The 15953-nt window shown below is 45.8% G+C and carries 11 protein-coding genes and 1 other RNA gene; all 12 read left to right on the forward strand.

Going from position 1 to position 15953, the window contains the following annotated elements:
• Window positions 1-94 precede the first annotated feature (94 nt).
• The 12 genes from pepF (at window position 95) to GXO76_04370 (ending at window position 15944) form a co-directional block, all read left to right on the forward strand.
• Window positions 95-1981, forward strand: coding sequence for an oligoendopeptidase F (pepF, locus tag GXO76_04315; protein ID NOY77075.1), 1887 nt, complete (start codon window positions 95-97; stop codon window positions 1979-1981).
• A 59-nt stretch (window positions 1982-2040) separates the two neighbouring features.
• Complete coding sequence (eda, locus tag GXO76_04320) at window positions 2041-2940, forward strand: bifunctional 4-hydroxy-2-oxoglutarate aldolase/2-dehydro-3-deoxy-phosphogluconate aldolase (protein ID NOY77076.1); 900 nt, start codon at window positions 2041-2043, stop codon at window positions 2938-2940.
• Between the two features lie 14 nt (window positions 2941-2954).
• Window positions 2955-3980: a sugar kinase gene (locus tag GXO76_04325; GenBank protein ID NOY77077.1), complete on the forward strand. Its 1026-nt coding sequence runs from the start codon at window positions 2955-2957 to the stop codon at window positions 3978-3980.
• Window positions 3981-4046: 66 nt separating this feature from the next.
• Complete coding sequence (locus GXO76_04330) at window positions 4047-5633, forward strand: hypothetical protein (protein ID NOY77078.1); 1587 nt, start codon at window positions 4047-4049, stop codon at window positions 5631-5633.
• A gap of 11 nt (window positions 5634-5644) precedes the next feature.
• Complete coding sequence (locus tag GXO76_04335; GenBank protein ID NOY77079.1) at window positions 5645-6685, forward strand: hypothetical protein; 1041 nt, start codon at window positions 5645-5647, stop codon at window positions 6683-6685.
• Between the two features lie 114 nt (window positions 6686-6799).
• Window positions 6800-7152, forward strand: a transfer-messenger RNA (tmRNA) gene (gene ssrA, locus GXO76_04340).
• A gap of 234 nt (window positions 7153-7386) precedes the next feature.
• Window positions 7387-12576, forward strand: coding sequence for a tetratricopeptide repeat protein (locus tag GXO76_04345; protein NOY77080.1), 5190 nt, complete (start codon window positions 7387-7389; stop codon window positions 12574-12576).
• 330 nt (window positions 12577-12906) lie between these two features.
• Window positions 12907-13341: a hypothetical protein gene (locus GXO76_04350; GenBank protein NOY77081.1), complete on the forward strand. Its 435-nt coding sequence runs from the start codon at window positions 12907-12909 to the stop codon at window positions 13339-13341.
• A gap of 120 nt (window positions 13342-13461) precedes the next feature.
• Window positions 13462-13815, forward strand: coding sequence for a hypothetical protein (locus GXO76_04355; GenBank protein NOY77082.1), 354 nt, complete (start codon window positions 13462-13464; stop codon window positions 13813-13815).
• A 103-nt stretch (window positions 13816-13918) separates the two neighbouring features.
• Complete coding sequence (locus GXO76_04360; protein NOY77083.1) at window positions 13919-14275, forward strand: hypothetical protein; 357 nt, start codon at window positions 13919-13921, stop codon at window positions 14273-14275.
• A 307-nt stretch (window positions 14276-14582) separates the two neighbouring features.
• A complete protein-coding gene (locus GXO76_04365; protein NOY77084.1) occupies window positions 14583-15059 on the forward strand; it encodes a hypothetical protein in 477 nt (158 codons plus the stop codon).
• 255 nt (window positions 15060-15314) lie between these two features.
• Window positions 15315-15944, forward strand: coding sequence for a sigma-70 family RNA polymerase sigma factor (locus GXO76_04370; protein ID NOY77085.1), 630 nt, complete (start codon window positions 15315-15317; stop codon window positions 15942-15944).
• Window positions 15945-15953: the final 9 nt, after the last annotated feature.

Here is a 15953-nt window from a genome sequence, read left to right on the forward strand (position 1 = left end):
AAAAAAATCAGTTTTTTAGATTTATTATAATTCATTATTAAACCAGCTGTTAGATCAAACTCGCAACGACAGAGTTTGAAAAAAGGAGAAACTGATGCGAAAAAAAATCGTTCGAAGTCTTTTATTAATCATAGGAGTTACAATCATGGGACAGAGCCAGGCAATTTCCCAATACAAATCACGAGATGACGTCCCTTCCCGGTACACGTGGAATTTGGCTGATTTGTACGCTTCCGATCAGGCATGGGAGCAGGCCAAAAAATCATTTGTGAAAAAGATGCAGGAAATTGATGCCTACAAGGGACATCTTGGAGATTCTCCGCAAACTCTGCTAAAAGCACTGGACACTGTTTTTAATCTGCAAAAGGAGCTGGTCAAATTAAATAGTTATGCCAGTATGAAATTTGATCTGGACACCCGGGATGCCAAAGCGATGGGGCTGAAACAGGAGATTGAATTGGTGAGCAATCAATTCTCGGCCAAAACATCCTTCTTGTCCCCTGAAATTTTACAAATAGATCCCAAAAAGATTGACGAGTTCATTGCAAAAGAACCCGGCCTTAAAATCTACGCATTTTATCTGCATGATATTCAGCGCATGCGTCCCCACACGCTCAATCAGGCCGAGGAAAAAATTATCGCTGATGCCGGGCTCATGGCATCGGCGCCTTACAACGTGTACGGGGTTTTAAGCAATGCCGATATGCCGTTTCCAACTATTACGTTGAGTACGGGTGAAAAGGTGCAATTGTCCCAATCCGCCTACACCCGGTATCGGGCCTCCACAATCAGGCAGGACCGGAAATTGGTCTTCAACAAATTCTGGAAAACGTACGATGAGTACAAACGAACATTGGGGACCACGTTGAATGCGGAGGTTCAAAAGGATTTATTTTACGCCCGGGTGCGAAAATACAACACCTGTCTCGAAGCGGCTCTGGATGAAAATAATATTCCCACAAGCGTTTATTATAATTTGATTAAGGATGTGAACGAGAATTTGGGAACCCTGTATCGTTACCTGAAAATCAGAAAACGGATGCTGGGCGTGGACACACTCCGGTACTACGATATTTATCCGCCTCTGGTCTCGAAGGTAAAGTTGACGTATCCTATCGACGATGCGGAAAAATTGGTGCTTCAAGCCCTGAAGCCATTGGGCAATGAGTATTTGAACGCGCTAAAATACGGCTACAATCACCGTTGGGTGGATGTGTTCCCCACACCGGGCAAACGCTCGGGAGCCTATTCCAACGGCTCGGTCTACGATGTACATCCGTTTATTTTGCTGAATTACAACGGTGCTTACGACGATGTTTCCACACTGGCGCACGAATCCGGTCACACCATGCAGAGCTATTTGTCCAATAAATATCAGCCGTATCCGACTTCACAGTACCCCATTTTTGTAGCGGAAGTGGCTTCAACCTTTAACGAGGCGCTTCTTATGCACCATGTTTTGGATGAGACCAAAGATCCCAACGTGCGGCTGTCGCTTCTGGGAAATTTCCTCGAAAATATTCGCGGAACCGTATTTCGCCAAACCCAATTTGCTGAGTTCGAGCTAAAAATCCACGAAATGGTGGAAAAGGGTGAATCCCTGACGGGAGACAAATTAAACCAAATTTACGGTAAGATTCTAAAAAAATATTATGGCGTGGACAAGGGAGTCATGGCTATTAATCCCTTGTATTATGTGGAATGGGCTTACATTCCCCATTTCTATTACAATTTTTATGTGTACCAGTATGCCACGAGCTTTGTGGCGTCTCAGGCGTTGGTGACGAAGGTTCTTTCGGGAGATAAAGAAGCCGTTCAGCGCTATCTGACCTTTCTGAAATCCGGCGGGTCGGAATATCCGGTGAAAATGCTTCAGGATGCCGGGGTCGATTTAACCACGTCCGAACCGTTTGATTTGACCATGAAAACCATGAATCAGGTCATGGATGAGATCGAAGCGATTCTAAATCAAAAAAAGTAGGCCGTGTTTACCGTTATTAAAAGAGATAGCGACAGATGAGTGGATTTTAGGGAGTGCGTATGGCAGAATCTGTTTTAGAGACACTTTCCAATTTCGGAATTATTCCCGTTGTGAAGATCGAAGATGCCCGAAAGGCCCGTCCTCTGGCAGAAGCCTTGCGTGGAGCCGGGCTGCCCTGTGCGGAAATTACGTTTCGGACGGATGCGGCAGAAGAATCCATTCGAAACATCAGCCGGAAAGTCCCGGATATGCTGGTAGGAGCCGGAACGGTTCTCACCACCGATCAGGCGGAACGTGCGATTTCGGCCGGGGCCAGGTTCATAGTGTCTCCGGGGCTGAATGAGGCGGTGGTTCGTTTTTGTCAGGAGAAAAATATTGCAGTGATGCCGGGTGTGGCAACCGCCACCGAAATTCAGCAGGCCCTGCGTCTGGGGCTTTCAACCCTGAAATTCTTCCCCGCCGAAGCCAGCGGGGGATTAAAAACACTTAAAGCCCTGGCACCTGTTTTTGGGGGTGTTAAATTTATTCCCACCGGCGGGGTAAACAGCGACACTATGCTGGCATATTTGCAGTCGGGGTTTGTAGCGGCTGTGGGGGGGAGCTGGATGGTCAAGTCGGATCTGATTCGTGCCGGGCAATTTGAAGAGATTACCGCCCGTACCCGAGAGGCCATCAAAAAAATGCTCGGTTTTCGGTTAAAGAAGGTGGTTTTCAACGGGACGGAAGATCTTCTGGAAAACCTGTCCCGGAAATTGCAAGGAGATTTCTTGGCCCTGTTTAATTTTTTGGAAGTCTCAAAAAAGGAGCAGCCGGAACGGCTTGTTGTGGGAACGCATTTCCCTGGCCGGGCCGCGTTTTTTCTGAAAAATTTGGGCCTGCGCAGTTATTTGGAAAATGGATTGATTTTTATTGAATCGCCGATTAAGAACCGGGAAATTGTACTTGAAACAATTGATTAGGAGCTGGGATACTTATGCGGATCGTTACATTTGGTGAAGTGATGCTGCGATTAAAATCTCCGGGTTTCGAGCGGCTTTTTCAGTCCCCGGTGCTGGAGGCGACATTTGGCGGAGGAGAGGCCAATGTGGCTGTGGCACTGGCCGGTTTTGGTGAGGAGGTTTCCTTTGTAACAGCTCTGCCGGCCAACCCTGTGGCCGATGCGTGCCTCGCCCAGTTGCGGGGATTCGGTGTGGATACCCAATTTGTTCTGCGGTCCGGGGAACGAATGGGAATCTATTTTTTGGAAGGCGGTGCCAATCAGCGTCCCTCAAAAGTGATTTATGACCGGGCACATTCTGCCGTCTCTGACATTCAACCGGGCCAGGTGGACTGGAAGAAGGTTTTTCAAGGGGCGGGCTGGTTTCACATCACGGGAATCACTCCGGCAATCAGTGCATCTGCGGCGGAGGTTTCATTGGAAGCGGTTCAAACGGCTAAGGAATTGGGTCTTACGGTAAGCTGCGATTTCAATTTTCGCAAAAAACTCTGGAACTATGGCCGGTCGGCTCCGGAGGTTATGCGGGAACTGGTTCAATTTGTAGATGTGGGAATTGCCAACGAAGAGGATTGCCAGAAGTCACTGGGTATCTCTGTGAATGTGGATGTCACATCCGGGGAACTGAAAGCAGAGGCGTACAAACACTTGGCAGAAAAGGTACTCGAAGAATTTCCAAATCTGAAGATGCAGGCCATTACGCTTCGCGAAAGCATCAGCGCCAGTCACAACCGGTGGTCGGCCGTTCTGCACACCCGAAGCGATTTTTTTGTGAGTCGAAAATACGACATCACGCACATCGTGGATCGCGTAGGGGGCGGCGATTCCTTCGCAGCGGGGCTCATTTACGGACTGAATCATTTTTCTGCACCGGGAGAGGCCCTGGAATTTGCCGTAGCCGCATCCTGCCTTAAACATTCAATCCCCGGCGATTATAACCGGGTAAGTGTTTCGGAGGTTGAAACCCTGATGCGGGGAGACGCATCCGGCCGCGTGCAGCGGTAAAAATAAAGATATATTTCAGTAATTTGAGGCAAAACCGTTTCAAAAAATGTGAGAGGGGTCTTTCTTATGGCATGTGTTCTTAGTCCGAAGGCCAGAAAAATTGTTAGTTACATCGTGTTTTTTCTTGTGCTGCTTATTTTGATTGGAATTTTTTGGGGATGGTGGCACATGCGGGACCGCCACAGCGGTTATCGGCTCGATCTCAATTTGCCCGATCCGAGCGTACAGGTCCCGGTAAAGGTTTTTCAGGCCGGGGCAGCAGCTCTTCCGATTACGCCCAAAATCGAAGATACCTGGGTAGATGTGGATTCAAATGCAAAATATCAACCCAAAAAGGGAGATCATTTCGTCGACAAAAACGGAAACGGCAGATTTGATGCCTACTGGTTGGCAGGCTTTAGCCATGCCCGGGCCGCAAACGGCGTTCACGATGATCTCTGGGCACGCACCGTCGTTTTTGGAAATCAAGCCCTCAAGACGGCGGTTGTGGTGATTGATGCCATCGGTTTCATGATGGATGATGTGATCGATGTTCGCCAGATGGTCCCGAAGGACTGGGGAATTGATCATGTGATTGTCATATCGACCCACGATCACGAAGCTCCTGACCTGATTGGAATGTGGGGCGAGAAACCCACAAAGACCGGCGTTAATGCGGCCTATTTGGCCTTTGTGAAAAGGCAAATTGTTGCCTCTATTGACAGCGCCCGTTCAAGGATGGTGCCCGCCGCGATTCGAATGACAAAGATTCCCCACGTCCGCGATGAGCTGGTAAAAGATTCGCGTCCGCCTTATGTTTTTGATGATGACCTCTATGTGCTTCAATTCCTAAACAGGGACAGTCGTGAGCCGATTGCAACTCTGGTCAACTGGGCCAATCACCCGGAAGCACTGGAGAGCAAAAATTTGCTGGTTACCTCCGATTTCCCGAATTATGTGCGGGAAGGGATTGAAAAGGGTCTTGTTTACAATGGAAAGCTTATTCGCCAGGGAATTGGGGGCGTGGCCATTTACATTAACGGTGCTATCGGCGGTTTAATGACCCCCATTCGGGCCAATCCGACCGATCCCTATCTGGGAAAATCATTTGAAAAACCCTCGTTTGAGAAGGCACGGGCTATCGGCTACACCCTGGCCGAAAAGGTGCTGGACATCACGCAAAACGGGACATGGACGTTTAATGAAAATCCCGATTTGCATCTGTGGGTCAGAACGGTTTTTCTGCCGTTTGCAAACAAATACTTCAAATTGGGCAGCCTGTTTGGCGTGCTTAACCGCGGCATGTCCGGGTGGATGAAACTGCGTTCCGAAATTGATCTCCTTGTACTTGGGGACGCGTGGATTTTGACCATTCCCGGAGAGATTTATCCGGAGATCGTCAACGGCGGGGGGGTCAATCCTCCCGGGGCCGATTACAAAATCAATCCAATCGAGGTTCCGGCCATTCGGGAATTTATGCACGGGAAAGTCAATTTGATTTGGGGATTGGCAAACGATGAGATCGGGTACATCATCCCAAAAAGCGAGTGGGATCGCTGGGATCATCCACCTTACTTGTACAATTCGAAAAAACCCCTTTACGGCGAAGTTAATTCACTTGGACCCAATACGGCACCGGATCTTTACAAGGATATTCGGAGAATGCTGGAGTAATGGAGGCGAAAATGGTTACAGGTTTCAGCTATTTTGGGGTGCGAAATCCGGAATATGCGGTGATTGATTTTAAACGAATGAAAAGCCACGGCGCCACAGCGGTTCTGCTGACGTTTGCGGAAGAAGATATGGAGTTTTATCCGGAGACGATGAAGGAGCTGGTGAGACTGGCTCACGATGAAAATCTCCTGGTTTACATGAACCCCTGGGGTTTGGGCGGTGTGTTCGGAGGCGAAAGCTACTCCCGATTTATTACCCGAAATCCCGGCGATTTGCAGGTGGATGCCCAGGGACATCCCGTGCCGGCTGCCTGTTTTAACAGTCCCAAATTCAGGGCGTTTGTTAAAAAATGGGTGGAGGCGGTGGTCTTTTGCGGAGCCGATGTCATTTTATGGGATGAACCCCATTTTTATATGAGCCACTGGGATGAGGAGGGTTCGCCTGCGGCAGTGCCCAGGGAAACCTGCTATTGCCGCGCGTGCCAACAGAAATTTGAGGAGAAATACGGTTATCCGATGCCCCGGACCCGAACGGAAGATGTTCTGGATTTTCGGGAGGATTCCCTGATTGGTTTTTTATCGGAAATGAGTCGTTTTGCCCGGGAAAAAGGCATGGAAAATGACGTATGCATGCTGCCGCCGTCTTTTCAACTGGACGACGGCATCCGGGACCCCGAAAAAGTGGCGCAAATTTCATCCGTAGATGTGCTGGCGACCGATCCCTACTGGGAATACGACGATCCGGAAGACCGGGTAAAAGACCGCTATCTGAAGGATTCAAAAATCATAAAAACGCTGGCCGATACCTACAACAAGCAATCGGAGATGTGGATTAAGAATTTCAAGGTGAAAGCCGGAACGGAGCACTTTGTTAAGCTGGCCACAACGATTTCGGCTGAAGCCGGGGTCGATCGGATTTTAGCCTGGAGTTATCTGGGATCGGCCTACATGTCCTTTCTTCGAAGTGACAATCCCTATTTGGTTTTTGATCTTCAGGGCGAGGCCTTTCAGAAATTGAACCGGCATTCGGAAAAAGTGAAGAATAGCGGGTGACATTCACGGGAAATAGCGGCGTCGAGAAGACTCAGGAAAATGGACAACGGATTTCCATTTTTGTAGAAATAGAGGGAACATTTACTTGTGGCTGTCATATAAAGTAGTGAATTTGGGGGCGCTTTGGGTTCGACGGGATTGGAAAGAGACAAGAATGGCATACCGTGGTCTCCGGCACCACGTAAAATAGTCGGAAACAAAATATAAATGCAGACTACAATTACGCATTGGCCGCTTAATTAGCGGTCACGTTCCCCTATCCGAGACCTGCATAGGGTAGGTGGAGCGTCGCATGTGCAGGTGCTCCTGGCAAATTTCCGGGGTTGCCAGGTTAAGCTGACCGGATAGACTTGCGGCTCCCTTTGTCTGTTGAGGGCCCGCAAGCGACACTAATCAACAGACTATGTATGTAGAAATTCTTGTCGGCTCTTTCTCGGACGCGGGTTCGATTCCCGCCGCCTCCACTTATGGAAAAAGGTCTGAACATTGTGTTCAGGCCTTTTTTTGTTGCATGAAGGTGCACAAAAAAAGTGCAAATAAGTCTTGTTTTTCCCAATTTTTTTTAATACTATTTTTAAAAATGTTTCTATGTAAATTATTTCTACAAATTGTTCGATATAGTTAAGGGCACTCCAAAAAGAGACTAATTTTGGTGCATAAAAAGTTGAGTGAGGATAATGCTGATCGATAACAGGTATTTCGTGGAAAAGGCATTAGGGGAGGGTGGCAGCGGGAAGGTTTTTAAGGTGCTGGATAACATCTCTGGAGAAATTCTGGCCCTGAAACTTTTGAATCCGGATTTAATTTCCTCAGACGAACTGGTTTTATTTGAGCGGGAATTTCTAAATCTCAAAAAGCTGTCGCATCCGAATATTATTCGTGTGTTTAATTTTGGCTTTGAAAAAAGCCGCCAGCCCTATTTTACCATGGATTTTGTCGAAGGTCCTGCCTTGATGGACCTGTTTTCTGAATCATTTGATCTCTCCTCCTTTGTTCGATATGCCACGCAAATCTGCCTGGCTCTGGATTATCTGCACAATCGCGGGATTATTCATCGTGACTTGAAACCCGCAAATATTTTGCTTCAGCCGAATAAAAATGATGAATTCCAGGCCTTACTCACTGATTTTGGTATGGCTGAAAATTTCCAGATATCAGACTTTGATCCGCGGGGCGGAAGCCATTTTTATGTTTCTCCGGAGGCTATCCGCGGTTGGAAAATAGACCCGCGTGCCGATTTGTATTCTCTTGGGGTGACGCTTTATGAAATTGCCACAGGGGAAAAACCCTTCACAGCTGAAACGCCCATTGAAGTTCTCAAACAGCACTTGCACAAAATTCCGGAAAATCCGACGGCAATCCGGAAAGATATTCCCTTTGAATTAAGTGAAATTATTTTCAAATTACTGGAGAAAAACCCGTCTGCCCGTTACAGCTCTGCCCTGGAGGTGGTTCAGGATCTATTGGAACTCTCTCCGGTTTCTATTCCCATTCCAAAATTACAGGCTTCTGCGCAGATTTGGGGAGGCGGATTTGTAGGGCGAAAGCCGGAACTCAAACGCCTGCGTCAGGTTCTTGAAACCAGCCGAAGTCAACAGAATCTCCATTTTGTACTGATTCACGGTGAGCGAGGCGTGGGCAAAACACGATTGCTGCAGGAGTTTTCCACACAGATTCAATTGGATGGCGGCAAGGTATTTTATCTGAATTCTTCCGATACCAGAGGGGTTCCCTACGGTCTGATTGTTGAACTCATTCGTCAAATTGGGGTTTCTGCTCCGGCCGGAATCGATCTGTCCGAGGATGAAGAAACCATCTGGCATTTTATCCTGACGCACGGAAAAGGCCGAAAGATTCCTGAAATTTTTAAGGATAAGGCGCAGATTTTCGATGTTTTTGTTCGCTTGTTGGAAAAATTTTCAACGGCCATTCGGCAACTGAAAAAAAATGATGGATTCTTGCCCCTTCTGGCCGTTCTGGACGATTTTCAGGAAGCATCGGAATCAATCCATCACTTTATGCGCTACCTGATTTTTAACGGGACCTCCATTGAAATGCTTCTTGTGGGGCTGGTTTCCGGAGATGAAATTCGATTACAGGATTTTTATCAAAATTTTCAACCGGAAAAAACATTCCATCGGTTGGTGTTGAAGTCGTTTAATCATGTGGATTTTCAGACATTTCTCGAACAAAAAATGGCCAGAGTTAAAAACTTTGATTTGCTTTATAACGATTTATATGAACAAACCTCTGGCAACCCCTTGTTTTCTGAACATTTGCTTCAATATCTCATCGATAGGGAACTTCTGGTTCGAGAAAACGGATTCTGGGTCTGGAAGGGAATGAAACCAGGCGTTGGAATTCCTAATGCCATGTCAGACTTGTTGAAGTCTCGTTGGGAAAAACTCATACCCTCTGCCCGATCCATTTTGCAGGCTCTGGCTCTTCACGGAGAAGCCGTCCCCTTTGGGTTGCTTCAGAGCTTTTTTGAAGAAAAAAATGAGGCGTTTTTGGAGGGTGTGGATACCCTGTTGTCGGCGGGCCTTGTTCTCAGAGAAATTGTGGGCGAAGCCGTTCTGTTTCGATTGGCACAGCAGAGCTGGGCTGATTTTCTTAATGAGATTACCCCACCATCGGAGGCAAAAGCCATTCATGAGCGATGGATTGCCACCATTGAGGAACAGGGTGATGGATTGTCCAATGAATGGGCTGTACGTTTGACCCACCATGCCCTCGAATGTCAAAATCGCGAAAAAGCAAAACAGTATCTGCCCATTGCCGCGGATTACGCGCGTTCCATGTTCGATATTCCCCAGGCTGTTCATTTTTATTCCGAATATTTGAAGCTCTTATCCGATGATGAATTTGAAATGCAGGAAAATGTGCTTGAGAAATTGGCCACACTTTATGAGCTTGGCGGGGAGTTTGAAAAAAGCCTGGATGTTATTCACAATGTGCTGGACGATCCGAATCGCTTTGATTTGACTAACGAAGCATTGTGGAAATGGAAGTTCCGGAATGTGGATATTCTTCAAAAAGTAGGCCGAGTAGATGATGTTTTCCGATTGTTAATAGATCAACAAAATGCATGGGAGTCTCTTTCCCCGGAATTGAATGGGCGGGGGCACTATGAATTGGGATGGATTTACCGGTTAAAAGGTGATTTTGAAAAGGCCTATCACCAGTATGATATTGCTCTGGATCTGTTTAAAAAAGCAAAATCAGAAGCCAATTTGGGGTTTACCTATAATCGCATGGGGGTGACCTATCTTATTGAAAACAAATTGGATGAGGCGGAATCGGCCTTTCTGAAAAGCCTTGAGATATTTGACCGGATTACCCATTTTCGCGGAATGGCTCACGTTCACAATAATCTTGGAATTCTTTTCAGGCGAAAGGGTGATCTGAAACAAGCGAAAAGACATTATCAGAACTGCTTAAAAATCCGGCGAACCATAAAGGATGTCAGTTATCTTCCCCAGATCCTGAATAATCTGGCCAATGTACAATATTATGAGGGGAACTGGAAGGACGCTTATAAGGCTTACAAGGAAGTCCTGAAAATTTCTCAAGGTCTGGGTTTGGAAGAAACAACCGCCGATGTTCTGGATAATCTGGGTATGCTGTTGTTTCATTTTGGCCAAATCGAAGAAGCCCTGATTTACGAAAAAAAATCCATTCAAACCGATTATCGGTTGGGGAATCTAAAAAACATTGCCATGGCCATGGAACGAATGGGCGATATGTATGACGTAATCGAAAATTATCGACGGTCCCGCGCCTATTATCATCGAAGCCTCCGGATGCTTGAGAAGCTGAAAGCTGAGGAAGATACAGCCGAAGTCCTCTTGAAATTGGGGGCTCATTATTTAAAAGTAAACCAGAAAGAGAAGGCACTGGATTATCTGATCCAGGCGGAGGACATTTGCCAGATTTATCGTTTGGAGGAAGAACGGGCGCAGGTGGCTATTTATATCTTACAATACGCGCTTAAATACCATGATTATCAGCGCGGAGAGTATTATCGAAATTTTCTTATAAATAATTTATCCGTTTTTGCAGATCCGTTATGGCAGGGAATTGCCTATCGGCAGCTGGGTGACGCATGGAACAAAAAAGAACAGCTTACACAGGCACTGGAAAGCTACCAGAAATCTCTGGAAATTTTCATTCGTTTGGGTGCCGTTATCGAACAGGCGCGGACGCACAAGGCTCTTGCCTTAACGCATGCCATCAGGGATGATTTTGAGCAGGCCCAGGTTCACCTTAAAAAAGCGGTTCAACTGTTTGAAAAAATTCCTGCCCGCAGCGAACGGCTTCGCCTGATGAATCATTTGATCGAAACACAAGAGCACATCCTCGCCAATCTGCAACAGGGAACGGGGGGAGAAAGTCAAATAAACGCCCTCCAGCAGACCAGTTTGATCGTTCATTCAATCTTCAATCTGGAAACCATGCTCCACAATATTATGAATACCGTCATTAATCTGCTGAAGGCGGACCGGGCCGCCATTCTTTTTCTGGACAAATCGAGCGGCGGTCTGGAGGTAAAGGTGAGCCGGGGCATGGAGGAAGCCACCATTGAAGATGCCATTCGGTTGAGTCAGTCGATTATTGAGCGGGTGGAGAAAACGGGCAGTTCGGTACTTTCACGCAATACCATGGGAGATGACCGTTTCCGAAACAGCAAAAGTGTGCGAAATTTCCGAATCTTTTCGTTGATGTGCGTCCCGCTGAAACTGGAAGACCGCCTCATTGGCACGGTTTACATTGACAGTCGTAATCCCGATCGTATTTTCAGCTACAGGGATTTGGAGTTTCTGGAGAACATTTCCGATCTGGCGGCGGTAGCCATCAGCAACTCCGAATATTACGAGGAAGTGAAGCGCCGCAAAGATTCCCTTGAAAAAGATGTCAGAAACCTTCGCGAACTCATTAAACACACATTCCAATTCAATGATATGATTGGGACCAGTAAACCGATGCAGAAAATTTTTCAGGTGGTCTCAAAAATATTGGATAAAAATGTGGATATTCTCCTCCGGGGGGAAAGCGGGACGGGAAAAGAAAAACTGGCGGGAATCATTCATTTCAACAGCAGTCGAAAAGATAAACCGTTTGTAACGGTAAATTGTGCAGCAATTCCTCCCACATTGCTTGAAAGTGAATTGTTTGGAATCGAAAAACGCGTGGCCACGGGGGTGGATAAACACCTGGGTAAATTTGAACAGGCCGATGGAGGCACCATTTTTCTGGATGAAATTGGCGATATGAGCCTGGATACGCAGGCAAAGATTTTGCGTGTTATTCAGGAGCGGGAATTCCAGAGGATTGGGGGGACCAACACGGTAAAAGTTGATGTGAGAATTATTGCGGCAACGAATAAAAATCTGGAAGAGGCAATTCGAAACAAAACCTTTCGCCAGGATTTGTACTACCGCCTGAATGTTTTGCCAATTGTCATTCCCCCTTTGCGGGAAAGAAAAGAAGATATTCCGCTGTTGGTGGAATATTTTGTAAAAAAATACGGTAATTCCGGAGATGTGGCAAAAATTACCGATGCGGCCATGAAGGCTCTTATTGATTACGATTGGCCTGGTAACGTTCGGGAATTGGAAAATGTTGTGCATCGCATGACGATATTTGCCGAAAATGGAAAAATTACGGTTAACGATTTGCCGGTCGAAATCCGTGCGAATAATAAGGTTCAGGCCCTTGTAAATTCCGGCAAAGGCAAAATGGCCCTGAAGGATTATGAGAGAACATTATTGATGGAGAGTCTGAGATTAAATGATTGGAATATCTCAAAAACCGCAAAGACTCTGGGTATTCATCGAAACACCCTCCACCGGAAGCTGAAAATCTATAAAATTGCAAAACCAAAATTGTAATTGCACCACTATTTGTGCATTTTTGGGGGTGTGACTTAGGTGCTTAAAATACAAGATGAAACAAATATTGCACAATTTTAAGTGCACCCGGATAAGTTCTTGATATAAAATGTTTGATGTATAATCCCTCTCTTTTTGTGCACCATTCTTGTGCAATATCCACTTTTATTGACAAAATACCGAAAATAATTAATGTCACGGGTCTTTATAACTTCATATATATCAATGGGTTGCATTTTGCGTATTCTTTCTACATTTAACAGGAATGGTATTATAATTGCAGTAAGAAAATTGGATTATTGAAAAATTTAACCTGGGAGGAGGATTGACATGCGTTCTTTTGTCAAAATCGCGGTGGTGGCTATTGTTGTGGCTATGGTGTTTGGATTGCCGTACACAGGTACGTTTGCAAACGAGCTCAACAATGTTCCGGTGAGTAGCATTGCTCAGGGACCGAGAGATATTCCGGTTGGTGGGATTGCTCAGGGACCGAGAGACATTCCGGTTGGCGGGATTGCTCAAGGGCCGAGAGACATTCCGGTCGGTGGGATTGCTCAGGGACCAAGAGATATTCCGGTCGGTGGGATTGCTCAGGGACCGAGAGGGGCCGAGAGACATTCCGGTCGGTGGGATTGCTCAGGGACCGAGAGATATTCCGGTCGGTGGGATTGCTCAGGGACCGAGAGATATTCCGGTTGGTGGGATTGCTCAGGGACCGAGAGACATCCCGGTTGGCTAAACCCAAAAGTTGTATGCCTGTTTTAGCCCTTAAGCCGCCCATTCATTTGTGAAGATAACAGCATTAAATGAAATGGAATTCTATAAGCTGAGGGGGTTGAGATTATTCTCAATCCCTTTTTTTATGTCTTGAAATGATGAAAAAATATGATAAATCCTTATAAAATTGAAAATAGGGTTGAATATATTTCCAAGCGGCTTTCGGCCTACATTACGGTTATTGCGTATGTGAGCTATGAAGGATATCAGGATATTCGCGAAGTCTTAATGGATATTTTTCGGCGTCTTGCGAAGGAACCCAAGTATTTTCGGGCGGTTTCTTTTGGCATTGTGGATATCATTCCGGAGAGTGACCTAAGCGATCTTATAAAATTTCGATTTTCCCTGGAAGATTTACCCAAAATCGTTGTTTACCGTTCTGGCGGAAGTTCTGTTTTCGAAGTGGATAAGATTGATTATCAAAAGATAAAAACGGCGATTGATCTTGCCCTGATTCGTTAAGGTTTTTCGTGGTGGCGTGGATTCTTAATAGACAGACCCATTTGTAAGCTGAACAGAGAAACGGTTTTTTTGCGTGCGGCGGAAGAAACGGTGGGAGGTGAATATGTGGTGGAAAATCTCGAATGAAAAGCAATATCTCCAGCTCCGGATTCTTAATCAACCTAAAATCTTTATCTGGCTGCCGCCCTCATTTAATAAAAGTGAACAAAATGAGCTCAAACGGCTCGTCTCAAGTATTCATACAAAATACTATCCCTCCAATAAAATTATTATTTCTCTGGTAGAAGTCACCCGCGATCCCATGCTGCGGCAACTGCTTAACCGGATAAATCCCTCACAAAATGGGCCGCTTGTTACCGGATATCTCCCAAATGGTGCCACCTATTTCAAATCGCATGAAATATCTGCAAAAATGCTTGAAAGCTTGATTCAGAAGCTGCTCACGATTTCCCATAATTAGCTGTATCCCGTGGCCCGAAAATTTGAAATCCACCCCAAGAATCCTGCCGGACAAGGGGAAGGTCCCCTGTTTTCTTCAATTAAATTTCGATAACAATTGGGCAGTAACCGTTTCCCCGCCCGCTGTTTTTTCATTGTAATTTTTTAAACTCGCCCCCAATGGAAACTCAATCCAATCCTTTAGGATCTATCCTCCGTCCTCCAAAAATAAATTTTGAACGTTTTGAATGGAGTGTTTGTATCCTCTATCAGATTCAGCAAAAAAAAGAACCAATGTAACGTCAAACGAAAATGAGGAGGTACAAGAAATGAAAAAGGCCGTCGGTATTTTCATCATGCTGGTCGTATTTGCGGTGGGCTCTGTGTTCGCTCAGGGCTTTCCAAAAGAAGCGGAGAATCTGCTTAATCCAACCCAAAAGGCGAAAATCGAAAAGCTTCGTACAGATTTTCAGAAGCAAAAGATTGAATTGAATGCAAAAATTCGAGTGGCTCAATTGGACTTAAGGGAAATGCTTCGCAGCTCACGCGTCCCTGACCTCTCGAAAATTGACAAAAAACAGGCAGAAATTTCCCGACTCAAGAATCAAATGGCGACGCTGCGACTGCACCATCTGATTGCCGTTCGTAAAGTTCTCACGGATGAACAATGGCAGAAAATCCAGCAATTTCGGGGATCAATGATGAAACGCAACATGCGCGATCGGATGGGCAAAAAAATGCACCATGGGATGAGACCCCCTATGCGAGAGAGATGTTTTGAACGCCCGGGATTCAAAAGACCTTAGGATTTTCAAACGTCTACAAAAAACCGGTAGAGCCATAAAAATAGTGTGCGGCACAGGTAATTGGCCGGGGGCAGACGTATTTGCCGCCGGCCGATTTTTAAAAATGAATTGGAATAAACTTGACAATGCCGGAATCGCGTATTTTATTTAAACGGACTGTCTTTTGTCAGAGTGAACAATGCCGGTAAATTATAACTGAAATCCGCGTTGAGCGGATCATAACCTCTGTTTCCATATCTGTGAAAAATGCAGAAAATGGAACATCCATTAAGCGGATTAGGATCGAATGATTTGTTGCAGAGCGTGAAAACGAAAGAAGATATCCCTGTTTCTGATGAAGAATTGATGTCTCGATTTCAGGCAGGCGAGCGGGCTGCTTTTAATCGGCTTGTGGATCGGTATCGCAGCCGGGCGGTCTCGGTAGCCTTTCAATATGTGCATAATCTGGAGGAGGCCAAGGATGTAACCCAGGATGCCTTTGTAAAGGTATTTCAAGCGGCGGATTCCTTTCGGGCGGGGGAGAAATTTTCACCCTGGTTTTTCAAAATTCTTGTTAATCAGGCTATTAATGTTTACCGCCGAAAGAAGGTTGTTCATTTTTTTTCATTATTTCAGAATGAATCGGATGATGAGCGAAATAGTTTAATTGATACGCTTGAGGCGCAGGATTCGTCGGAAAATACGGTTAATGAAACAAAAGAGGTGGTTTGGAAAGGCATCGAAAAACTTCCGGAAAAATTGAGACACATTGTGGTTTTACGCGATATAGAGGGGTTTTCAGAAGAGGAAACCAGTAAAATTCTGAACGTTCCACTGGGAACGGTTAAATCCCGGCTTTTCCATGCGCGAAAAAAATTGCGAAAACACATAGAAAGAATTCTTTGAAAGGACAAA

Source organism: Calditrichota bacterium, assembly GCA_013151735.1.
Lineage (GTDB): Bacteria > Zhuqueibacterota > JdFR-76 > JdFR-76 > BMS3Abin05 > BMS3Abin05.